Genomic DNA, 21,795 nt, shown 5'->3' on the forward strand with positions numbered 1-21,795 from the left:
GGTGAGTAAAAGGTTGAAAGCCGGTTGTTTACAGTATGACAGCCCTGGTCTCTCTCGTAAGGCCCAAAGCAGGAGACAATCAATTTATTGCACAAAGCTTAAAAACGAGACAGTCCGATGCGGAAGCCTCAGTCACCCCGTGACAGCGGCCATACGCCACAGCCCCTCGATCAAGCTCAGGTCACGGACCGCATCCTCAACCGTTGCAATCGCGACGGGCACGCCGCGCACCGCATCCACGAAAGCGGATGCCTGGCCATGGAAGGGGGAGATCCGCTGGGCCACGGGCGGGCGAAAACACTCTTCCCCCTTTGCGCTGCGCTCGATGACGAGGGTGCGCGGTTGCGGCGCCAGAGTGGAATCCTGAACTAGGCTCAAGCATCCAGTCTTGAAATAGGCATCGAGTCGCTGATCCCAGGTCCCGATATCGGCCGGGCCGACGGAAAGACAGGCATCCGCCCCCGGCACCCCGACCACCATGGTCTGGCACCCGCCACGGCGGACATGGAATGACAGCGGCGTCAAGCCGCGCCCGCCGAACAGCATGTGCAGCAGGTTGATGTCATGGATGGCGACGTTGGCGGTGTACTCGTAGTCCCGCCTGAGTTCGGCCGGTAAGCCGGCGGGAAGATCCGGATCCTCGGGATAGCGGTGGGCGCGCGGCCCGGACGAGCGGACATGCTCGGGAATGGGCACGGAATAGGCTGCGCAGAAATTGTTCATTCGCAGATGCATCAGCGTCCCGAGTTCGCCGCTCTCCAGCAACGAATGGAACCGTTCGGCGAACAGACGCACGCCGGCATCGAAACGGCGTTGGTAGAGCGCGGCCGCAAGCGTGCCGTTCGCACGGGCCGCTGCCGCAAGATCCTCGGCGACGGCGGCGGTCAGGGCCAGCGGCTTCTCGCTGAGAACCGGGATCCGATGGGCGATGACCTCGCGCACGATGACCGATTGACAGCGCCGCGGCATCGTCACCATGACCGCATCCACGGATCGTGATGCCAGAAGGGCATGGAAATCCTCGTGCCGTTCGACAATTCCGAACCGGTTGCCGACCGTCTCGAGCAGATCGCAGCGGTCGTCGGCCAGGGCCGTGACCCGGCAGGACGCAACCCGGGCGAAGGCCGGCAGGTGGGCAACTTGCGCCATGAAGCCGGCGCCGATCATTCCGATCGCCAGCATGTCCGTTTCAGCCCGCATGAGCCACTTTCACGCAAAGAGATGTTCAATCCTGACTATAGCCACAGGTAACCAGAATGGGAACATGCCAACGGGCATGCACAACATGGAGCGGCAGCATCGGCCGGCGCATGAGGCTAATTATGGAATAAAATTCACAAAACCGTGCCGCGTGATTATCCATTATGTTGTTGTTCTTCAATAAAATTCGATGAATTGAGAACGAAATTACTAAATTATTCGGCTATGATATGGATAATATCTACTGTTTTCTCATAGATGCTAACGCGAATATTAACAGTTCCAGCGCCGCGCCATCGCCCGCAGTCACGCGCCGGGGGCAGACCTCGAGAACCTGCTCCGATTGAAGCCCACCGCCAACAGTGGTAGCGTCTCCCTTTAGAGCATAGCGCGGATGGCATCGGGGATTATGCAAAATGCCTTAATCCCACAGTAGCATCCGTCCGGTCCCGGACTTGTTCGGCGCGCTTTCGAGACTATGGTTGGATGAGGAGTATCCGAATGACTTTGTCGCCGTTTCCGCTCTGCTTCATGCACCTCGGCAAGGTCGGCGGTCATGCGATCAGTCGCGAGTTGTTCAACCGTTTCGACCGAAAGCGCGTATTGAATGTTTCTCCATGGGAAATGGATGAAATCCCGGACGAGGAATTGGTCAATTATGATCTGATCAACGGTCACTGGACCGGCTGGCAAGTAGAGAAGCTGCCTGCGAAGCGCTTCCTGTTCTCGATGCTGCGCGAGCCCGTCTCCCGGGTTCTCTCCGCCTATTGGTTCTGCCGGTCCTGGACCAGCACCATCGATTCGACCAACGACGTGGTCATGGAGAAGGCAAGGACCCTCTCCCTGGAAGAGTGGATCCACTGCGATCACGAGCAGATCGTCCGGATCGTCGAGAACTACCAGACCCGCCATTTCGGCGGCGACTGGCGCCATCCCGTCCCCGCCGACGACGCGCTCTTCACCAAGGCGGTGGAAAGGTTGGAAGCCTTCGACCTGATCGGGGTCTATGAGCAGTACGACAACGCGCTGCAGATCCTGTGCTCCAGGTTCGGCTGGCTGCCGTGGCCGAGCGAGCGGCGCCTGAACGTTTCGGTGCCCGTCGAAAAGCGGCCGGAACTGCCCCGTTCGGTGCGGACGGTGCTGGAGGACCGCAACGCCTACGACATGGAATTGTACGACCGGGCCCGCGTGGCTTTCGAACGTACCGTGCGAAACGAGCTGCGGCGCATGGTGGCCATGGCGCGGACCCTGGCGCGGGAGGACGCGGCAGAGGAGGGGGACACGAGACCGGCAGCGCCGGAGCAGAAGGGCCGCAAGCTGCCCGAGCGGCTTTGGCTGGCCTTCAACCAGGCGATCGTCGGCGAAGGATGGCAGCCGCGGGTCGAGGACGGCGGTCCGGCCTATTCCTGGATCGGCCCGTCCTGCCAGGCATCGCTCGAGCTGGCGGTCCGGACCGACAGCGAACTGCAGGTCCGGGCGACCCTGGTCGGATGGATCGACGATGAGACGGCGGACAGCATCGAACTGACCGTAGCCGGGGAAACCTGCCGCCGCATCGGGTTTTCCCGCTTTGCCGAGCGGTCCGCCGACGACCGGAGGCCCCACATCACCGCCGTCTGGCTTATCCCGGCGGATGTCGCGCGCCGCTCCGGCGCGGGTCTCGAACTGGTGTTCCGGACGGCCCGGGCCGCGATCATCGATTATCCCGGACCGAACGGTCTGGAACCCCTGGCCGCCAGCGTCGCCATATCGGATGTGGTTGTCGAGCCGGCCCATTCGACGCTCAGGGTGTCGGATGACGTCGATCGGGCCTTGTGGATCATCGACAAGACATATTCGCGCCAAACCCGGGAGGACCGCGAGCGCTTCGATGCGGCCGCGGACCTTCTCGGCCGGTATCTCGAAGAACGGCCCGACAACCCGCGCGGGCTGTTCGGAATGGGATGGGTCGATATGGCCCTGGAGCGGTTCGGGATGGCGACCGACAGGCTGCTGGCCGCCCATGCGCATTTCCCCACCGAGTTCCATCGCATCGCCCCGCTGCTCGCCCAGCGCTTCGCCGCCGTGCTGACGGAATGTGCGATGAGGGTCCTGTGGTCAGCCGGCCCGCAATTCTCGATCATTGTCCAGGCCGAACGATTGGCGAGGGCGGCGACCGAACGCAATCCGGATGACCCCAACGCATGGTATTGGCTCGGCGAGACCATGTGCTACCAGGGACGCAACATAGAGGCCCTGCCCTTCTTCCAGCGGGCGGCAAAGGAGAACGCCGCCGATCATGGCCGACGCATTCATCCGACCCGGCTAGGGGCGCTGCATACCCGGTTGGGTGAAGGGTATGTCTATACTGACAAGCTGGAAAATGCCGCGCAGGAATTTGAAACTGCGCAACGCACGAGCCCGTTGGAAGGCATTTACGAAAGGGTCTATGAGGATGTAAAGGCGACCCTGAAGTCCGGGAACGCGCGCCGTCTGCTGCGTTACCCGATAAAAATCTCACAGTTTCAGGACCTCGATACAGTCATCCGGAAACACCTCTATCTGGACTCCGATTTTCCGAGGGTGTTGCGAATGGACAGCCGGGTGACAACACTCGGTTCCTGCTTCGCCGCCAATATTGCCATTCGCCTCGGCAAGTTGGGCATCGAAGCCCAGAACCTTGGAGGTGGAGAGCGGATCAATTCCACCTATGCCAATCGGGCTCTGTTGGAATGGGCGATCGACGACATATCTGATGTTTTTTCCCCGGATGTATTTTCAAACCTTGAAAATAGATACAAGAAAAATCCAGCCGATATCCGCCATATGATTGCCAATACGGACATTGTTATCTTTACACTTGGTGTAGCGCCTTGCTTCTTCAGTAAAGAAGATGGTCGATTTACATTGTCAGAACCAGAGGCGAATACATTCCATATGCTGAATCACGCGGATTTCAGAACAACGACCGTTGAGGAAAATATAAAAAATATCGAGAGAATATGTGATATAATATGGGACATGAAAAATACGATCAATATCGTATTTAGTGTTTCTCCAGTACCGATGAAAGCATCATTTGAATACTCATCTGCAATCGTTGCCGATTGCATTTCAAAGAGTACTTTGCGCGTCGCTGTCGATCAGGTCATCAAACGGAGAGATCGTAAGCCAATTCACTATTGGCCGGCGTTCGAGGCTGTTCGCTGGGCTGGTGTCTACCGAAGTGGCTCCTTCGGTGCCGAGGATGGCACCACGCACCATGTTTCGGAGGACACGGTGCGCGCCATTACCAGTGGGTTCGTTCATGCTTTTGGGGACGACGCCGTTCGGGAGAAATTGGAAGGGATGTGAGCGGCCAGACACTAAAGATTTCCCATAGATCAAAATAAACATCGGTCCAGAAAGAAAAGAATATGCCTCCATCGATCAAAGAAAATACGAGCAACCCGGAAGAACTCAGGGCCGAGTATTGGTATGAGCGCGGAATGGAGGCAGAAGCCGCCGGTGACAACGAACTGGCACTGCGCCATTACGGTCATGCTACGCGTCTGATCTATCGATTCGATCCAGCTCGCCAGCGTTGCTTGGCTCTTGCAACGCAATACAAGGCTGCCGCTGCACAAGCCCATGAAGCCGGCGATGTCACCGCGACACGGGATTGGCTGGTACGGGCAGTGGAACTCGACACAGAGGACGGTGAAGGGCGACAGCGTTTGCAGGCATTGATCCGAGCCGAAGGAGCGCGCGATCTGACAACGCAATGCATGACCTTCTATAATCCGGGTCGCGCGCGCGCTGTATATTCCGAAGCCATACTCCGGGTGCTTGAATATGTGATGCTTTCTGGAGTGGTGGGGGAAATTCTCGAATTTGGTGTTCTTGGCGGATGGACATCGCGTCTCTTCTCTGAGACGATGCGCGACTTGGGAATGCTCTCTGATATCCATCTCTTTGATTCGTTCGATGGCCTTCCGGAATACACCTCGTCTGTAGACCGTGACAGCTTTGAGATCGCCGGCCGCAACATCTGGCGCAAGCGCATGCGCTTCAGTGATGATTTCGTCGCAGAGTTGGGAGAGTCGATCGACCAGCACATTTATCGTCGCCTATCGACGGTGATCCGCCCTGAAAGGATTCACATGCATCGTGGATTCTACGCTCAAACCCTGCAATCCCCTCCCGAGATCAAGGCCGCGGTGGTGCACATCGACTGTGATCTTTACCAGTCTACGAAAGAGGTTCTGGACAGCCTGTTCAAAAACAACATTCTACAGGATGGCTGTGTCCTGATGTTCGATGACTGGAACTGCAACAAAGCCAATCCTTATTATGGAGAGCGCCGCGCATTCCGAGAATTTCTTGAGAATCAGGAGATTTTCGAGTCCAGTGAATTTTTTAGCTATGGCATGAATTGCGCAGCATTTTTCTTGCATGATCGACGAACTGCTCAAGAGGCCTTTTCAGCCATAGAAAATTCTCTCTCTTGATAATTGAATAATATCGCTGTCTTTATGCCAAGTTCACAAGTGGTCTATCGAGGTATCCAAGCGCAAGCCTTGCAAACTGACCAGATCATTAGCCAGCGTTTGAGGCTGTTCGCTGGGCTGGTGTCTACCGAAGCGGCTCCTTCGGTACCGAGGATGGCACCACGCACCGTGTTTCGGAGGACACGGTACGTGCCATTACCAGTGGGTTTGTCCATGCTTTTGGGGATGGAGCAGTCCGGAAGCAGTTGAAACAGGTATGAACGAACAGATAAAGTTGCAATTATCCATTTCATAAACAACTAAATTTGCTATGATCGGAATTGAATGTTTCCATTAAGGATTTCTCGATGACTGTTCAATCGTTTAATCCGACAGCTCTGCCGCAAAGCGCAACCAATTGGACTGTGGCCCAGCGCAGCGTGGCCGCTTTCGCACCGCACGCGCAAAATGCACCGGACCTTTCCTTGGTGCTCGATCAGGGCCATCTTCTGCTCGGCACCACGCTCACAGAGGTCGCCACTCAACTTGTGGGACCATTTGCTACGCCCGCATCCGGTTTCCGCATCGACCGCGTCGTGGTGAACCGGACGACCGGTGCGGCCTCCGTGGCGGCTGGCACAGTCAACAGCCTCACGCCGCCAGCGATTCCAGTGGGAACACTGCCGATCGCGCGGGTGATGCTGACCAGCGGGATGACCGCCATCACCAACGATGTCATCGTCGACGAGCGTGCATTGTCCGATCTGGCGGGACCTCCCGCTCCGGTCGTGTTTCGCGCCAACCTCAACGGCGTGAACCAGAGCGTTCCCAGTTCCGTCTGGACGAAAGTCCAACTGTCGTCCGCAAGCTTTGATACGGACGGCGGCTTCGATGCTGCCAACAATCGCTATCGGCCTAACATAGCCGGATATTATATGATTACAGGCAATGTAGCCATCGAGATTCCGAGCCCAGGAACGCGATATGGTACTGGAATCCGTAAGAATGGTATCCTTATCTCTCTTGTCCATTCGACTTCTTCGGCTGCCGCGTTGCAAGCATCCAATGTTTCAGATATTGCTTATCTCGATGGCCAGACAGATTACGTGGATCTTTGTGCATACCAAAGCAATGGGGCGGCGGCGCTTGTGAACGGCCTAGTTCATCAAACCTATTTTGCTGCGCAGCTTATTCGTTAAACTTTCCCAAGGCGGCTGAGAAAGTCGCCGCGTCGGTGGGCGGACCTGCCAGGCAAGCTCCCGCCCCCGTCCAGCCGCCGACACGGGCTGTCAGGATGGACTTCAAGCCGCATCAGTAACTTGACGATACCATTCGCGCCTGCTTCACGGTAAATCCCTGCACAGATTGCATTGCGACGACGGTGACGGCATGACATCAGCTTCCTTCACGGCGTTCCGCCCTCCTGAACGTCATCGTCACGCCGCCTACCGGATGGCCACCAAGGCCCTCGGCCTTTGGTTTTCGGGTCGTGCCGATCAGGCCGATCGGGCCATTCGCGACGCACTGGCCGCCCGCCCGCAGACAGCCATGACGGCCCTGGCCTTCATGGTTGCCGCGGAGCAGCCGGAACGGGCCGGGGTCATCCTGCGTCGCGCGCTCGGCACCAATGGCGAGATCGTCCGGCGCATTCGCGGCTTTCGGCGCCGGGACCGCCACTCCATCGCCCTGTCGCTGGCGGAGAGCCTCACCCTGCACAGTGCCGGGCATGCCGGCGCGCCGGCCCGGGCCTGCCGGATCCGGCTCGACAGCGGCGACCATGCCGGCGCACGGCGGATGGCCGAGGATCTGGTGCGGCGTTTCCCGTCGGCACGCCCGGCCTGGCACATGCTGACGGCGGTGGCCCTGGAGACCGAAGACATCGCGACGGCTCGAATGGCGGATGCCCGGCTGGCCGCCCTGCTGTCCGACGGCCCGGCTCCGCCGACGCCGGACGAGAGGCTGGTGCGGGCCCGGCTGCTGGCGCGGGTCGGCAGCATCGACGAGGCCATGCATCAGGCCGGCGAAGCGCACCGGAGCGCACCCGACGGGGCGGCGGCCATCGAAACGGCGATCTGCCGGGCACGGATCGCCCGCCTGCACGGGGATTCACGGCGGGCGGCGGCCATCCTCAGCGAAATTCTCGGGGCCGGCCCCGGCGATGCCGACCTGTTCGCCGAACTCGGCGATGCGCTCCGGGAATGCGGCGACGACCGCGAGGCCGCATCCATGGCCCGGCGCGCCTTGCGCATCGTCCCGGATCACCGGCCGGCGCTGCGCTGCCTTGCCCATGCGCTGAACCGGAGCGGCGCCACCGGCAGCAGCATCGATGCCTTCCTTCATCTGCTGGACATCGAGCCGGACGACCAGGATGCGCTTTACGGCGTCGAACTCGCGTTCGACCATGGCAGCGTCGACATGGCGCCGGCGGTGCCCCCGGCGACGGCCGCCGAGCGGGCGATGGCCCTGTGGGCGCGCGGCAAACGCTTCCGCTCCCAGGATCGTCCGCGCGAGGCCGCGGTCCTCTTCGAACAGGCCTTGGCTGCCGCTCCCGATCTGGGCGGCGCCGCCGTCGATCTCGGCTGGACCCTGCTCGACCTCGGCTGGCCCGACCGCGCCATGGCAGCGTTCGAAGCCGGCCGCCAGGCCGGCGACGCCATCGGCGCCGAGGGGATCGGGGAGGCCGCGGATCTGCAACGGGCCTTGACGGAACCGCTTCCGCCCTGCAAGGACCCTCTCGATTTCGACCATCTGGTCGAGGGGTGCGCGACCGCGCTGAGGATGGCCGGCAACGCCGCCATCGTGGATCCCGTGGACATCGTCGCCGAGGCCGCCCAGCTGGTGACGTCGTCGGCAACGGCGGCGAGCCAGCGAACGCTGGCCGAGCGCTTTGCCCGCACCGCCCTGGAACGCTCTCCGGACCATCCGGCGCTGCGACTGCTGAGCGCCAGCTGCCTGGTCAACTCCGAGCGCTATACCGAAGCGGTGACCATCCTCGACTCCCTCGCCGCGCAGGGATATGCGATCGGGCCTGTCCATTATCTCCGGGCGATCTGCGCCAACGCCTCCGGCGATGCGGCGGCTGCCGAGGCCGGCCTGGCGACCGCGACCGCAATGGTCGCGCATCTGGCGGACTTCGCCGGAAATCTGGGAGATCTGAGGTTGCAGCAGGGCGATGTCTCCGGTGCCGTCGCCGCCTACCGGGAGGCAACCCGCCGGATGCCGTCCTTCGTCATGGCCCACCAGAACTACGCCGCGCGCTACGACCACACGCTCTATGCCAGAACGGGGCTGGAGGCGGACCTGCCGGACGACGTCCTGCTGGCCGACGGCTTCAACAGGAGCGGCGAAAAGCGCCTCCATGTCGGCGATACCGCGGCGGCGAACCGTCTGTATGGCGGAGCCATCATGGCGAACCGGCGTTTGGGGCAGGATTTCCGCCTCAGCGACGATCTGGTGGAGGCGCTTGGCCTGCCGACCGGCAAGGTCCGGATCCTGCCGCAGGAATGGGTGACCCAGATCGGCCATCTGGCGATGCTCGACACCTGGCTCAAGATCGGGGCACTCGGCTGGCGCCCATCCGCTCCCGGCATTCTGCTGGCTCCGGCGAACCTGGTGGCGAACCGGGCCTATCTCGATTGCTGGCGGCCGTTCCTCACCGTCGTGGAGGACCCGGTGCTGATCGAGCGGCTCATCCCGCTGCAGCGCTATGCCGGGGAGAACTTCAACGGCTGGATCGGAGACGGCGGGCAGGTGGAGGCCTTCACCGACGTCGGCGCCCGCGCCTATGACGCCTGGAGCCGGGAAGGCCGTGCGCCGCTGCTGCGCCTGTCCCCCGACCTCGCCGCCCGCGGCCGTGCCGCCCTCGTTTCGGCGGGAATGGAACCCGATGCGTGGTTCGTCGCCATGCACATCCGCAACTCCGGCTTCCATGCCGAGGGCGTGGGGTCGAGCCAGGACCACCGCAACGCCGACCTCGCCGCCTATCAGCCGGCCATCGACATGGTCACCGCGCGGGGAGGGTGGGTGATCCGCTTGGGCGACCATTCGATGCCGCCGCTTCCCGAGCAGGCGCGGGTCATCGACTATGCCCGCAGCCCGCTGAAATCGGACTGGATGGACGTCTTCCTCTGCGCCGCCGCCCGATGCTATCTCGGCACCACCTCGGGGTTGGCCAATGTCGCCATCAGCTTCAACACCCCGTCGGTGCTGGTCAACTGCGTTTCCAACTATGCCCAATTGTGGCCTTCCAACGTCACCTTCACCTGGCGTCCCTACTGGTCGGATCGTGAAGGGCGCTATCTGTCGCTGGAAGAAATCCTGGCGGAACCGGTCCGCGGCCTGACCTTCAGCGGCAACCTGCTGGCCGCTGAAGGGCTGATCCCGCGGGACAACGATGCCGAGGACATACGCTCGGCATTGGAGGAACGGCTCGATATCCTGGCAGGGCACGGCAGGGCCGAGGACTCGCCGGCCGTCCGGTTGTGGGACGACGCGGCCGCATCGTCCTGCTATTTCGGAGGAGCACGACCTGCCCGAGGATTTGCGGAACGAACCCGGCCGCTCTTCTTTCCCGGACGCTGATGCCGCTTTCGCCAGCCCTGATGCACGGCAGAGGGGCCGGGAAGGCCGTCGGCTGCCACCCGTTTCAGGCATGCCCAAGGCCTCCCGGTTGTTTGACCGGATATCGGATCCCTTCCCGCCGGCACCGGCAGAGGGATGCCGCATGAATGGGATCGGTATGGAAAACGACCGTCTTCTTGAACGCTTCGCCGCTTTTCACCGCCGCACCGAAAACAGCGTGGAGATCGCCGCTGCAAGGGATTTGGTGACGGGAATCTGGCGGCACCCGCGTGATGCTGCGGTGGCGTTCCGCTACCACCGCGACACGCTTCCCTCCGGCCGTTACTGGATCGCTGGCGCCGGCTTGCAGGGAATCGATCTCGTGCGTGCCCTGGAAGTCCGGACCGATATCGGAATTCTCGGGTTCGTCGACCGCAAAGCCCATCTATACGACGGCTATTGCGGATTGCCGGTGGTGCCGGCGGACAAAGCCGCCGGCGGCCGGATCATTGTCGCCAACCGTGTCTGGGAACAGGACATCCTCGACGACATGATCGGTTCCGGCATCACTGAGGACCGGTTGGTTCCCACCTATACGGCTGCCGCCTTCGATGCCCTGGCGCCGTCCGATCCTGTCGACCTGCCGGACTTGCAGAGCATCCGTACACTGATCATCCGGGACACCTCCCAGGTCAGCCTGATCCCGGAGGCGACGCTGCGGCATGTCTTCCCAACCGACGAGGCCCTCGTCGTCTACACGTCGTCCCATCCGGCCGAGACGCCGAGCCCGTGGTATCGCAGTCATGATGCGGCCCTCAGCGTCACCCGCGTTCTGCGACTGATCCATCGTCTGCAACCACAGACCGTGGTCCTGGCGACCATGCCGCACTTTAACGACTGGGTACTGCCGTTGTGTCCGCCAGACCGGACCTGGCGGTTCGTTTTCGAACCCAACGACATGACGCTGGTGTATGGCGATACGCTGAGGGAGCTTGTTCCGATATCGCCGCGCCACCTCGATCGCTGCCGCCTTGCGGAAACCTGGGCTCTGCGCCATGCCGACATGACCGTCACCAATTGCCAGGGACCGCACTGGGACACTTTGCTGACTGCTGTCCACGGCAGGGCGCATCCGTTTTTTTCCGGTCCCGAGTTCGCCGATTCCGATCCTCCTTCCGCACCGGGCCGGGCACCGCTCCGCATCCTTTACGCAGGCGGCATTCCACAGAATTATCTGCGAGCGGCATGGGAGACCGATTACCGCTTCCTGCCGCTGCTGGCCGCTCTGGCACTGCGGGACGGCATTGCCGTCGACATCTTCAACGCCTATCACACGCAGCCGGCCCATGACGCGTGCTACGCGGATTTGATGGCTCTTGCAGGAGGGCGGTTGGGCTATTTCCGGGCGCGGCCTTTCTCGGAGATCCTCCAGGCCTCGCACTATGATTTCGGCTGGCTTCATCGCGGCGACATCCCGCGGCGGCAGCCAGGAGAGGCTGGGGCCGGGAACGACGTGCTGGTGCTCAACAAACGCTTCACGGCCTATGCGGCAGCGAGCCTGCCCATCGTGATCGACGACCAGCTGGATGCTATGGCTGAACTGGTAGAGCGTTTCGGTGCCGGACTTGTTCTGCCGGCTGGACCGTTGGATGCAGGGGATGTCGCCCGGCGGCTGCAGGCGGCCGACCCGGCTGCGCTGTCCTCCGGGGTCCGGCGGCTGCATGCCCATCTCGCCTCGGCAAACGCGAACACCTTGGCAAGCCTGCGGATTTTCACACATGGCGGGTGAAGGCCCGTATGATGGACATCCGGCCTTCCCGCGTGGGGAAGCATACCATCGGCAGGATCATGGCAGCGGAATGATGACGACGTTCAAGTCTTTGACGGAAGAAGTACTCGCGGCAACCGAAGACTTGTCCACGGTCACCCCGGCAGATTTGGAGAGTCTGAAAGGCCGGGCCGCTGCCGCGCCGCGTCGTCGGGCCAGGATATTGCTGCATGGCGATCCGGCGGCATCACGGCACGAGATGCTGATTGCGATGGGCCTTGGGCAGTATCTCCCGCCCCATCGCAACGAGTCCGGGGCCAAGTCATACACCCTGCTGGAGGGCGCTCTCGTCCTTGTACGATTCGACGACGACGGCACCGTGCGCGACCACCAATGGTTGGCCGGCAACCGACCTTCGGTGCCGTTCATGGCGCGATTCGAGCGCCCGGTCTGGCACATGTGCCTCTATGTCTCTGATCCCGTGGTTTATATCGAACATGTTCCGGGACCTCATACGGCAACCCGCTTTGCCGACTGGGCGCCCCCCCCCGGGAGCAAAGACGCCTTTGCATATCTGCAGATGCTTCATCATACGCTTGGCATTCCAAACGTCGGGGAATAGCGGAAGCGGAGCATTTATCTCTCCGTGGAATCAATTAATTATTCACCATCTCGATGATAGCGTTCTCCCGCTCGAAGGAAGCGCCGCCATACAAGGCGATCACGCGTCGTCAAGCCGTTGACATGGGTTTACCCTGAACAAGGCAAGGGAGAGCGGAAAGGTCATGACGGTCCGCATCAACCGCTGCCCTGCCGGCCGCATGGTCACTCTCCTCCCTGGCCTTTGCCAGGAACTGGCCCCTTCATTCCAAGAGCGGCAAGTTGACGGTGTTGTTGTGATCGGTCAACGTCTGCAACCGATGTAAAGCCTGGAGATCTCAGCAATGAAAGTCCTCGTTACCGGAGCTTGTGGCTACAAGGGAAGCGTTCTGGTTCCCAAGCTGCTGCGCCGCGGTTACTCGGTTGTGGCATTCGATATCCAATGGTTCGGTAATTTCCTGGAGCCGCATCCGCAGCTTGAGGTTGTCCAGGGCGACGTGCGCGATACCGATGGCATCGATCTGACCGGCATCGATGCCATCATTCACCTGTCGAGCATTGCCAACGACCCCTGCGGCGATCTCGATCCCAAACTGACCTGGGAGATCAGTTGCCTTGCCACCATGCAGTTGGCGGATCGCGCCAAGCGGCAAGGCATCAAGCGTTTCATTTACGCGTCGTCGGGCAGCGTCTATGGCGTCAAGGAAGAGGAGCATGTGACGGAGGATCTCCCTCTGCTGCCGATTTCCGAATACAATAAGACCAAGATGTGCGCAGAACGCATTCTGTTGTCGTACAGCGACGACATGACCGTGCAGATCGTCCGCCCGGCAACGGTTTGTGGTTACTCACCGCGCATGCGGCTGGACGTTTCGGTTAACATGCTGACGATGCAGGCGCTGCGCAACGGCCGCATCACTGTGTTCGGCGGCCAGCAGACCCGCCCCAACATCCATATCGACGATATCACCGACCTTTATCTGTTCCTTCTCGAGACGCCGCAGCACACCGGAATTTTCAACGCCGGCTTCGAGAATCTGGCGATCATGGAGATCGCCGAAATGGTGACGCGCCATGTACCGGCCGAAGTCGTCGTTTCGCCCTCCAATGATCCTCGCTCATACCGGATCAACTCCGACCGGCTGCTTGCAACGGGCTTCCGCCCACGGAAATCGGTTGAGGACGCCATCCAGGAAATGATCGACCTGTATCGCCGGGGCCAGCTCACGGATAGTGATCAGTGGTATAATCTCAAGTGGATGCAGTCGGGAGCTGCGAAATGAATTTTACCTCGGCTGCCGTACCGTCGCTGGAGCACTTCAGGGATTATTCACGACGGCTGTCGATCGTACTTGAAAACTTCGATTGGACACCCGTGGAACAACTTGCCGGCGATCTTCTCCAGTGCTGGAGATCGGGTGCGCAAGTCTTCCTTGCGGGAAATGGGGGCAGCGCCGGCAACGCCAACCATATCGCCAACGACTTGCTCTATCCCTTGTCCAAGCGCAAGGGGTCCGGCATCCGTGTTCACGCGCTGACGGCGAACCCGGCCGTGCTCACCTGCCTGGCCAACGATGAAGGCTACGAAAATGTGTTCGCCTACCAGTTGGCCACGCTCGCCCGTCCGGGCGACATCGTGCTGGCCCTGTCAGGAAGCGGCAACTCTCCGAATATCCTGCGGCTCCTTGAAGAGGCCCGCCGCATCGAAGTCAAAAGCTATGCAGTCGTGGCTTACTCGGGCGGCAAAGCGAAGCAGCTGGCCGATGTTCCGATTCATTTCGCCATTGACGACATGCAGATCGCCGAGGATACCCAGCTGATTATCGGCCACATGCTTATGCAGTGGCTGTGCTCGAAGCGGGACAGCGTCACAGACGGAATGTAAGAAGGGTGGGGATGGTGGGTAGGCGATATGTAGTGCTGGGTTCGAATTCGTTCGCGGGAGCGGCATTCGTGGCGCGCGCCCTGCGCGACGGCCATCAGCTGCTCGGCATCAACCGCTCGGCGGAAGGATCGCCGATCTTCCTGCCTTATCGCCGGGACGACAACGCTTCCCGCTACAGCTTCATGCAAGCCGACATCAACAATCACCTGCCGGAAATCATCGAACGGATAGGCGAATTCCAGCCTCACGTCGTCGTCGATTTCGCCGGTCAGGGCATGGTCGCCGAAAGCTGGCAGCAGCCTGAACAGTGGTACACGACCAATATAGTTGCCAAGGTCAAGCTTCATGATTTCCTGCGCCGGTGCCCCTGGCTGGAAAGTTACATCCGGATCTCGACCCCTGAGGTCTACGGCAGCACCGATGGATTGCTGAAGGAAACCTGGGCTTATGCCCCGAGCACACCTTACGCGGTGTCCCACACCTCTACCGACCTCAGCCTTCGGGCTTTCCAGCAGCACTATGGCTTTCCGGCCATCGTGACGCGCTTTGCGAATTTTTACGGTCCGGGCCAGCAGCTCTACCGCATCGTGCCTCGCACAATCATCTGTGCCCTCACCGGCCGTAAACTGAAGCTGCATGGCGGCGGGGTGTCAGTTCGCGCTTTCATTCACTGCGACGATGTCGCCGATGCGATTGTCCGCACGATCGACCACGGCCGGATCGGAGAGATTTACCACTTCTCTCCGGAACGTTTCTTCACCATCCGCGAGGTGGTGGAAATCATCTGCCAGCGTATAGGCATCGCCTTCGAGTCGGTGGCCGAGGTCGCGCCTGACCGCCCGGCCAAGGATCAGGCCTATCTGATGGATTCTACGCGAGCGCGGGCCGAACTGGGGTGGCAGGACAGCGTGGCCTTTGAACGCGGCGTCGACGCCACCATCGACTGGGTCCGCGACAATCTGGCGGAAATCGAGCGCTTGCCGCAAGATTACCTGCATAAGGCGTAAGAGGACCAACATGGCGACAACGACGATTCAGAACTTCCTTCCCGAACAATACCGGCAGACCGGAGCGCTCGAAGTCAACCATAACTATCTGCCGCATCAATTCGCCGACCATGATGTGATCCTCGACAAGATCCGGGAGGTCGTCGTGCGCGGCGACTTCACGCTGGGCGCCGAAGTCGACAAGCTCGAACAGGAGTTCGCCGAACTGTGCGGGGCCGCTCATGCGATCGGCGTCGGCAGCGGCACCGACGCTCTTTTCCTCAGCCTCAAAGCGATCGGCGTCGACAAGGGTGACGAGGTCATCACCACACCGTTCACCTTCTATGCCACCGTCGGCGCCATCGTCACCGCCGGCGCACGGCCCATCTTCGCCGACGTCGGGGCCGACTACAATATCGATCCCGATCAGATCGAGGCCCGCATCACACCGAGGACCAAGGCCATCATGCCCGTGCACTGGTCGGGCAAACCCTGCGACATGGCACGCATTCAGGCCATCGCCGATCGGCACGGCATCCCGGTCATCGCCGATGCCTGCCACGCCATCAGGGCCACCTACAAAGGGCACAAGGTCGGCGGCCTCGGCGCCATCGCCTGCTACAGCTTTCACCCACTGAAGAATCTCAATGTCTGGGGTGACGGCGGGATCATCACGACCAATGTCGCGGAACACGCGGATCGGCTGCGATTGCTGCGCAACCACGGGCTGGCCGGACGTGACGAATGCCGGATCTTCGCCTACAATTCACGGCTCGATACGGTGCAAGCCGTTGTCGCACGCCACATGCTTGGCAAGATCGAGCACATCACCCGTTCTCGGATCGCCAATGCAGCCTATTTCGATGCGCATCTACGGGGGATCGACGGTGTGACGGTGCCGCATCGCGAGCCCGACATCGAGCAGGTCTACCACCTCTATATGGTTCTCTGCGAACGGCGTGACGAACTCCAGAGCCATCTGGTCGCCCACGGCATCGATGCAAAGGTCCATTACCCCACGCCGATGCATTTGCAACCAGCGGCGGCTGATTTCGGCTATAGCTGCGGCGATTTCCCCATGGCGGAGCGGATTGCCGCTTCGACCTTGTCGCTGCCAGTGCATGAATTCATCACATCGGCCCAGCAGGACCGGGTGATCGACCTGATCAGAGGCTTCTATGCCTGACCAAATCTCCGTACCGTTCGTCGATCTTGCCCGCCAGTTTCGGGCACTAGAATCCGACCTGACCGATGCCTTCCGCGAGGTTGGCCGCAGCGGGATATACATTCTCGGTGACCGGTTGGCATCGTTCGAGCGGGCGGTCGCCGCCTTCTGCGGAGTCAGGCATGCCGTGGGTGTGGCGGATGGCTCCAGCGCCCTCTTCCTTATTCTCAAGGCACTGGGGATCGGACCGGGCGATGAAGTGATCACCGCGCCCAACTCCTTCATCGCCTCGGCATCGATGATCGCTGCGACCGATGCGAAGGTGGTGTTTGTTGATGTCGCCGAGGACATGAACATTGACCCCGCCCTCATCGAGGAGGCGCTGACCCCACGGACCCGGGCGATCCTGCCTGTGCATCTCACCGGCAGGCCCGCCGCCATGGAACCGATCAACGAGATCGCCCGCCGCCACGGCCTGTTCGTCGTCGAAGATGCCGCGCAGGCGATCGGCGCGCGATATCAGGGTCGGCGGGTCGGCGGGCTCGGCATTGCTGCCGGCTTCAGCCTGCACCCGCTCAAGAATCTCGGCGTCTATGGTGACGGTGGCCTTATAACGACCGATGACGATGCATTGGCCGAGAAGATCATCAAGCTGCGCAATCATGGCCTCGAGAATCGCGAGCGTTGCGCATTCTGGGGCTACAATTCGCGGCTCGATCCGATGCAGGCTGCTTTTGCCGAGATCAAGCTCGCTCATCTCGATATCTGGAATGCACGCTGCCGTGAGATTGCCGGAATTTACCGGGATCGCCTGAGAGGACTGGCAACTGTGCCGGAAGATCAGCCTCAAGAAGAGTGTGTTTATCATAACTTCATCATCCGCACCGATCGGCGGGATGCGCTGATGGCACATCTTGCCGCCAACGGCGTCGACACCCGCATCCATTATCCGATACCCCTCCATCTGCAGGAGGCTGCGCGGGATCTGGGCTACACGGAGGGCTCCTTCCCAAACACCGAAGCCAATGCCCGGCATATGATAAGCTTGCCGATCTACCCGGAACTCACCGACGCGGAAGTCGACCACGTTGCACGCTCCGTGATTTCATTCTTCACCGGTTCCGAGCTAGGTTCGCGATGATCGATTTGAACACTCTCAACATCCGAGCCCGCCAGCTGCGCTACCGGATCATCGAAACCTCACACAGGACAGGCACGCCGCATCTTGGGTCATGCCTGTCCTGTACCGACTTGCTGAGTGTACTCTACTTCGATTTCCTGCGTCTTGACCCGTCGCAGCCGGCGGCCTCTGGTCGGGACCGCTTCATACTGAGCAAGGGGCACGCAGCCCCGGCCTTGTTCCAAGTGCTGGCCATGCGCGGCTTCTACGACGACTCGCAGCTCTCGGACTATGGCCAGAACGGCAGCATCTTCGCTGAGCATCCGCCCTCACCAGCCTGTCTGCCGGGAATTGAAGCAGCGACCGGCTCACTCGGCCACGGCCTGCCTATCGGACTCGGCATGGCGCTCGCCGCACGGATCCAGACACTCCCGTACAGGGTGGTGGTCCTGGTCGGCGATGGCGAATGCAATGAAGGATCGGTCTGGGAAGCGGCATTGCTGGCAGCGGCCCAGCGAACTTCCAACCTCTGCGTCATTGTCGATTTCAACAAATGGCAGGCGACTGGTCGCAGCCAGACGATCATGGCAATAGACCCCCTCGTTGACAAATGGGCAGCCTTCGGCTGGAACGCCATGGAAGTCGATGGCCATGATCATGCCGCGATCAGGAACGCACTGAACTGTTTCGTGGGGACCACCGACCGGCCGACGGCGATCGTCGCCCATACCGTCAAGGGAAGCGGCGTATCCTTTATGCAGGACGACAACAACTGGCACTACCGGATTCCCAGCGAAGAGGAAGTGCGTCGGGCGCGCGCAGAGCTTAGGATCGAAGCATGAGAAACGCTTTTGCCAAGGAAGTCACCCGTCTTGCAAGCGCCGATGAGCGGGTCGTTTTATTGTCCGGAGACATCGGCAACAACTTGTTCGAAGGCGTCAAGAAAGTCGGCAGCCGGCATTTCCTCAACTGCGGCATCGCCGAAGCCAATATGATCGGGGTGGCAGCCGGGATGGCAATGTCCGGGCTGCGCCCGATTGTCTATACCATCGCCCCTTTCACCACCACCCGTTGCTTCGAACAGATCCGCGTCGACCTCTGCTATCACGAGGCACCTGTCATCATTGTCGGCACCGGAGCGGGCCTCTCCTATGCCGAGCTCGGTCCTACCCATCATTCTCTTGAAGATCTTGCCATCCTGCGCACGCTGCCGAACATGACCGTCTTCGCCCCCTGCGATATTTGGGAAATGGTCGGCTGCATGAGGGCGGCCTTGGCGCACAACGGCCCATCCTATATCCGGATCGGCAAGAAGGGCGAACCCGACATTCACCCGGGCAAGGTCGATCTCGTCATTGGCAGGGCGATCGAAGTCCAGGAGGGGCACGATGTCGCGCTTCTGGTTTCCGGCACAATCATGCCGGTTGCCCTGGCTGTGTCGGCAATCTTGAAAGAGCAGGGACTGTCGGTCGCGGTCACCAGCTTTCCAACGGTCAAACCGCTCGACACCGACTATCTGGAGCAGACGGCGTCTGGATTCCGGCTGCTGGTGACGATTGAAGAGCATGGCCGCATCGGCGGTCTCGGCGGCGCGGTTTCCGAGTGGCGTGCTGGAATACGGAATGTACCGCCAGTGCTGCTCTGTGGCACCCGCGATGAATTTCTTCATGTTATCGGCGATCAGGACTATGCCCGCTCATTGTACATGCTGAGCGCAGATAAGATCGCGGCAACAATCCTTGAGAAACTAGGATAGCAATACCGTGCATATCGGTCTCGATTTCGACAACACAATCGTCTCCTACGATAGCCTGGTCCATCGTGTGGCGGAGGAGCAAGGACTGCTGACCGGTCCGGTCGCCCGGAACAAGGTGGCGGTCAGGGACCATTTGCGCGCAAAAGGGCTGGAGCAGACCTGGATCGAGCTTCAGGGAACGATCTATGGCCCCCGCATGGAAGATGCGACGGCCTTTCCCGGCTTCCTTGATTTCGTCGGTGCTGCGCTTTCTGCCGGCCATGTTGTGAGCATCGTCAGCCACAAGACGATCCATCCCTTCGCCGGGCCGCCCTACGACCTGCATGCCAGTGCCCGCCGTTGGATTGCCACTCACATCATGCGCAATGGCCTGCCTGCCCTGCCGACGGACCGCATCTTCTTCGAAACCACCAAGCCGGCCAAGATTGCCCGCATCGATGCAATCGGTTGCGACGTCTTCGTCGACGACCTGCCTGAGATCCTGCTTGATCCTGCAATGCCCGCCACTGTTCGCAAGCTGCTGTTCGATCCCGAAAGCCACTACATCGACACCTATCCGGGTCTGACGAAGATCGCAGGATGGAGCGACCTGCTTGGCGCTCTCGATGCCTGAAGCCGTCACCAGTCCAATCGCCGAGGCGATCACGGCGCTGGTCGCCTCTACGGACCTTGGTACCGTGGCATCGGTCGAGCCGCTTCCTGCAAGCGGCAACAACCGGGCATTCCGGGTGGAAACGCAATCGCGCGTCATCCTGGTCAAACGCTATTTCACGCATCCGTCCGATCCGCGCAATCGGCTCGATACCGAGTTCCGTTTCACCATCTATGCAGACGCGGCAGCACCCGGTTCAGTGCCGCGGCCCATCGCCCGTCATGACGCTGAACAGCTTGCCGCCTATGAGTTCATTGACGGAGCGCCTTTTTGTCCCGGAGAGGTGACGGCTAAAGACGTCGATGCCGCCATCGACTTCTTTGCAGCGCTCAACACTCCGGATGCCCGCCGGCGCGCCGATGGTCTGCCGATGGCATCGGAAGCGGTCTTCTCCCTGGTGGAACACATTCAACTTGTCGACCGCCGACTGTCAGTTCTCTTCACCGTCAATCCAGAGGGGCTTGGCGATGCCGCCGCCCTCATCCGTCGGCTGGTCGACGATTGGCGCTCCCTCGTCGACCGTATCCTTCGATTGGCGGAAGACCGGGGTCTGTCGGTCGACGACGCGCTGAAGACGGATCACCGATGCGTTTCGCCATCGGATTTCGGCTTCCACAACGCCTTGCAGCGTCGGGGGGGAGGCATCGTCTTCCACGACTTCGAATATGCGGGATGGGACGATCCCACACGCATGCTTGGCGATTTTTTCGCCCAGCCGGCTGTTCCGGTCCCTTCGGACGGCTTCGCCGAATTCCTGCGGCGCTGCGTCGCCCTATTCCCTGCCGCCGCCCTGCTTGACCAGAGAGCGGCGCTGATGCGTCCCATCTATCTTGCCAAATGGTGCTGCATCGCGCTTGGCGTCTTCGTTCCGCTCACGCTTGAACGACGAAAGTTCGCTAACCCGGCCCTAGACGAAGCAAAAATCAAGAAGAAACAAATCGCCATTGCGGCGTCATTGCATGAGGCATTAAGAAAGGTATCACATGAGCTACATTGACTTCATGTCGGCGGTGCATAAGAGCACCAAGCGGGATTACTTGGCACGGGTCAATGACGCTGAGTTTCCCAAGCCGAAGGCGGCTGAGCTGGCTAAAAAATGGGATTATGACTATTGGGACGGTGATCGCCGCATCTGCTATGGCGGCTATCGCTACATGGAAGGTCGTTGGGAAAAAGTCGCACGTGCGATGGCCGAACATTACGGCTTGAAGCCGGGGAGCAAGGTACTCGATGTCGGTTGCGGCAAAGGATATCTGCTATATGACTTCACCAAAGTCGTTCCCGGGATTGAAGTCTACGGGATCGACGTATCCGACTATGCTCTCGCGAATGCCAAAGAAGAAGTCAAGGACCGGCTGCAGCACGGCAACGCTACTGCACTGCCGTTTGCGGACAAGTCGTTCGACTTGGTCATTTCCCTGACGACGCTGCACAATCTTCACAGTTACGATCTGGATAAAGCATTGCGTGAAGTGGAGCGCGTTGGAAAAGAAAAATACATCTGCGTTGAGTCATACAGAAACGAACAAGAGAAAGCCAATCTTCTTTACTGGCAAGTAACCTGTGAAGCATTTTGCACACCACAGGAATGGGATTGGTGGTTCAAAATGACAGGGTATACCGGAGATCACTCCTTCATCTATTTTGAGTAAATC

At 60.5% G+C, this 21,795-nt stretch carries 17 protein-coding genes; 16 read left to right on the forward strand and 1 reads right to left on the reverse strand.

What is annotated here, in order from left to right:
* Positions 1–132: 132 nt before the first annotated feature.
* Entirely contained in the window at positions 133–1,182 is a 1,050-nt protein-coding gene (locus ABNQ39_RS35845; protein WP_376967303.1) for a Gfo/Idh/MocA family protein, read from the reverse strand.
* 519 nt (positions 1,183–1,701) lie between these two features.
* Between ABNQ39_RS35845 and ABNQ39_RS35850 the strand changes: the two genes are divergently transcribed.
* The 16 genes from ABNQ39_RS35850 (at position 1,702) to ABNQ39_RS35925 (ending at position 21,792) form a co-directional block, all read left to right on the forward strand.
* Positions 1,702–4,533, forward strand: coding sequence for a GSCFA domain-containing protein (locus tag ABNQ39_RS35850; RefSeq protein ID WP_376967305.1), 2,832 nt, complete (start codon positions 1,702–1,704; stop codon positions 4,531–4,533).
* A 62-nt stretch (positions 4,534–4,595) separates the two neighbouring features.
* Complete coding sequence (locus tag ABNQ39_RS35855; RefSeq protein WP_376967307.1) at positions 4,596–5,669, forward strand: TylF/MycF/NovP-related O-methyltransferase; 1,074 nt, start codon at positions 4,596–4,598, stop codon at positions 5,667–5,669.
* A gap of 347 nt (positions 5,670–6,016) precedes the next feature.
* Positions 6,017–6,847 (forward strand): hypothetical protein, encoded by an 831-nt coding sequence (locus tag ABNQ39_RS35860; protein ID WP_376967309.1) that lies wholly within the window; start codon positions 6,017–6,019, stop codon positions 6,845–6,847.
* A gap of 349 nt (positions 6,848–7,196) precedes the next feature.
* Complete coding sequence (locus ABNQ39_RS35865) at positions 7,197–10,229, forward strand: TIGR04372 family glycosyltransferase (RefSeq protein ID WP_376967311.1); 3,033 nt, start codon at positions 7,197–7,199, stop codon at positions 10,227–10,229.
* Positions 10,230–10,371: 142 nt separating this feature from the next.
* Positions 10,372–11,997 carry a hypothetical protein gene (locus tag ABNQ39_RS35870; RefSeq protein ID WP_376967313.1) on the forward strand — a complete coding sequence of 542 codons (1,626 nt, stop codon included), beginning with the start codon at positions 10,372–10,374 and terminating at the stop codon, positions 11,995–11,997.
* A 70-nt stretch (positions 11,998–12,067) separates the two neighbouring features.
* Positions 12,068–12,598, forward strand: a complete 531-nt coding sequence (locus ABNQ39_RS35875) for a WbuC family cupin fold metalloprotein (RefSeq protein WP_376967315.1) — start codon at positions 12,068–12,070, stop codon at positions 12,596–12,598.
* A gap of 322 nt (positions 12,599–12,920) precedes the next feature.
* A complete protein-coding gene (locus ABNQ39_RS35880) occupies positions 12,921–13,859 on the forward strand; it encodes an NAD-dependent epimerase/dehydratase family protein (RefSeq protein ID WP_376967317.1) in 939 nt (312 codons plus the stop codon).
* Complete coding sequence (locus tag ABNQ39_RS35885; protein ID WP_376967319.1) at positions 13,856–14,461, forward strand: SIS domain-containing protein; 606 nt, start codon at positions 13,856–13,858, stop codon at positions 14,459–14,461. The genes ABNQ39_RS35880 and ABNQ39_RS35885 overlap by 4 nt, the downstream gene beginning before the upstream one ends.
* 11 nt (positions 14,462–14,472) lie before the next feature.
* Positions 14,473–15,468, forward strand: a complete 996-nt coding sequence (locus ABNQ39_RS35890; protein ID WP_376967573.1) for a GDP-mannose 4,6-dehydratase — start codon at positions 14,473–14,475, stop codon at positions 15,466–15,468.
* Positions 15,469–15,478: 10 nt separating this feature from the next.
* Positions 15,479–16,633: a DegT/DnrJ/EryC1/StrS family aminotransferase gene (locus tag ABNQ39_RS35895; RefSeq protein WP_376967321.1), complete on the forward strand. Its 1,155-nt coding sequence runs from the start codon at positions 15,479–15,481 to the stop codon at positions 16,631–16,633.
* Positions 16,626–17,753 carry a DegT/DnrJ/EryC1/StrS family aminotransferase gene (locus tag ABNQ39_RS35900; RefSeq protein ID WP_376967323.1) on the forward strand — a complete coding sequence of 376 codons (1,128 nt, stop codon included), beginning with the start codon at positions 16,626–16,628 and terminating at the stop codon, positions 17,751–17,753. The genes ABNQ39_RS35895 and ABNQ39_RS35900 overlap by 8 nt, the downstream gene beginning before the upstream one ends.
* A complete protein-coding gene (locus tag ABNQ39_RS35905) occupies positions 17,750–18,574 on the forward strand; it encodes a transketolase (RefSeq protein ID WP_376967325.1) in 825 nt (274 codons plus the stop codon). The genes ABNQ39_RS35900 and ABNQ39_RS35905 overlap by 4 nt, the downstream gene beginning before the upstream one ends.
* Positions 18,571–19,488, forward strand: a complete 918-nt coding sequence (locus tag ABNQ39_RS35910) for a transketolase family protein (protein ID WP_376967327.1) — start codon at positions 18,571–18,573, stop codon at positions 19,486–19,488. Before ABNQ39_RS35905 ends, ABNQ39_RS35910 begins: the two co-directional genes overlap by 4 nt.
* 7 nt (positions 19,489–19,495) lie before the next feature.
* Entirely contained in the window at positions 19,496–20,101 is a 606-nt protein-coding gene (locus tag ABNQ39_RS35915) for a hypothetical protein (protein WP_376967329.1), read from the forward strand.
* Positions 20,082–21,137 carry a hypothetical protein gene (locus ABNQ39_RS35920; RefSeq protein WP_376967331.1) on the forward strand — a complete coding sequence of 352 codons (1,056 nt, stop codon included), beginning with the start codon at positions 20,082–20,084 and terminating at the stop codon, positions 21,135–21,137. The genes ABNQ39_RS35915 and ABNQ39_RS35920 overlap by 20 nt, the downstream gene beginning before the upstream one ends.
* Entirely contained in the window at positions 21,124–21,792 is a 669-nt protein-coding gene (locus ABNQ39_RS35925) for a methyltransferase domain-containing protein (protein WP_376967333.1), read from the forward strand. The genes ABNQ39_RS35920 and ABNQ39_RS35925 overlap by 14 nt, the downstream gene beginning before the upstream one ends.
* Positions 21,793–21,795 lie beyond the last annotated feature (3 nt).

It is taken from the genome of Azospirillum sp. A26 (genome assembly GCF_042604635.1).
In the GTDB taxonomy this organism is placed as follows: domain Bacteria; phylum Pseudomonadota; class Alphaproteobacteria; order Azospirillales; family Azospirillaceae; genus Azospirillum; species Azospirillum palustre.

Excerpts from the sequence above, each read along its gene's own strand:
- ABNQ39_RS35845 (WP_376967303.1), bottom strand. The coding sequence starts at position 1,182 with ATGCTGGCGATCGGAATGATCGGCGCCGGCTTCATGGCGCAAGTTGCC.
- ABNQ39_RS35850 (WP_376967305.1), top strand. The coding sequence starts at position 1,702 with ATGACTTTGTCGCCGTTTCCGCTCTGCTTCATGCACCTCGGCAAGGTC.
- ABNQ39_RS35855 (WP_376967307.1), top strand. The coding sequence starts at position 4,596 with ATGCCTCCATCGATCAAAGAAAATACGAGCAACCCGGAAGAACTCAGG.
- ABNQ39_RS35860 (WP_376967309.1), top strand. The coding sequence starts at position 6,017 with ATGACTGTTCAATCGTTTAATCCGACAGCTCTGCCGCAAAGCGCAACC.
- ABNQ39_RS35865 (WP_376967311.1), top strand. The coding sequence starts at position 7,197 with ATGACGGCCCTGGCCTTCATGGTTGCCGCGGAGCAGCCGGAACGGGCC.
- ABNQ39_RS35870 (WP_376967313.1), top strand. The coding sequence starts at position 10,372 with ATGAATGGGATCGGTATGGAAAACGACCGTCTTCTTGAACGCTTCGCC.
- ABNQ39_RS35875 (WP_376967315.1), top strand. The coding sequence starts at position 12,068 with ATGATGACGACGTTCAAGTCTTTGACGGAAGAAGTACTCGCGGCAACC.
- ABNQ39_RS35880 (WP_376967317.1), top strand. The coding sequence starts at position 12,921 with ATGAAAGTCCTCGTTACCGGAGCTTGTGGCTACAAGGGAAGCGTTCTG.
- ABNQ39_RS35885 (WP_376967319.1), top strand. The coding sequence starts at position 13,856 with ATGAATTTTACCTCGGCTGCCGTACCGTCGCTGGAGCACTTCAGGGAT.
- ABNQ39_RS35890 (WP_376967573.1), top strand. The coding sequence starts at position 14,473 with ATGGTGGGTAGGCGATATGTAGTGCTGGGTTCGAATTCGTTCGCGGGA.
- ABNQ39_RS35895 (WP_376967321.1), top strand. The coding sequence starts at position 15,479 with ATGGCGACAACGACGATTCAGAACTTCCTTCCCGAACAATACCGGCAG.
- ABNQ39_RS35900 (WP_376967323.1), top strand. The coding sequence starts at position 16,626 with ATGCCTGACCAAATCTCCGTACCGTTCGTCGATCTTGCCCGCCAGTTT.
- ABNQ39_RS35905 (WP_376967325.1), top strand. The coding sequence starts at position 17,750 with ATGATCGATTTGAACACTCTCAACATCCGAGCCCGCCAGCTGCGCTAC.
- ABNQ39_RS35910 (WP_376967327.1), top strand. The coding sequence starts at position 18,571 with ATGAGAAACGCTTTTGCCAAGGAAGTCACCCGTCTTGCAAGCGCCGAT.
- ABNQ39_RS35925 (WP_376967333.1), top strand. The coding sequence starts at position 21,124 with ATGAGCTACATTGACTTCATGTCGGCGGTGCATAAGAGCACCAAGCGG.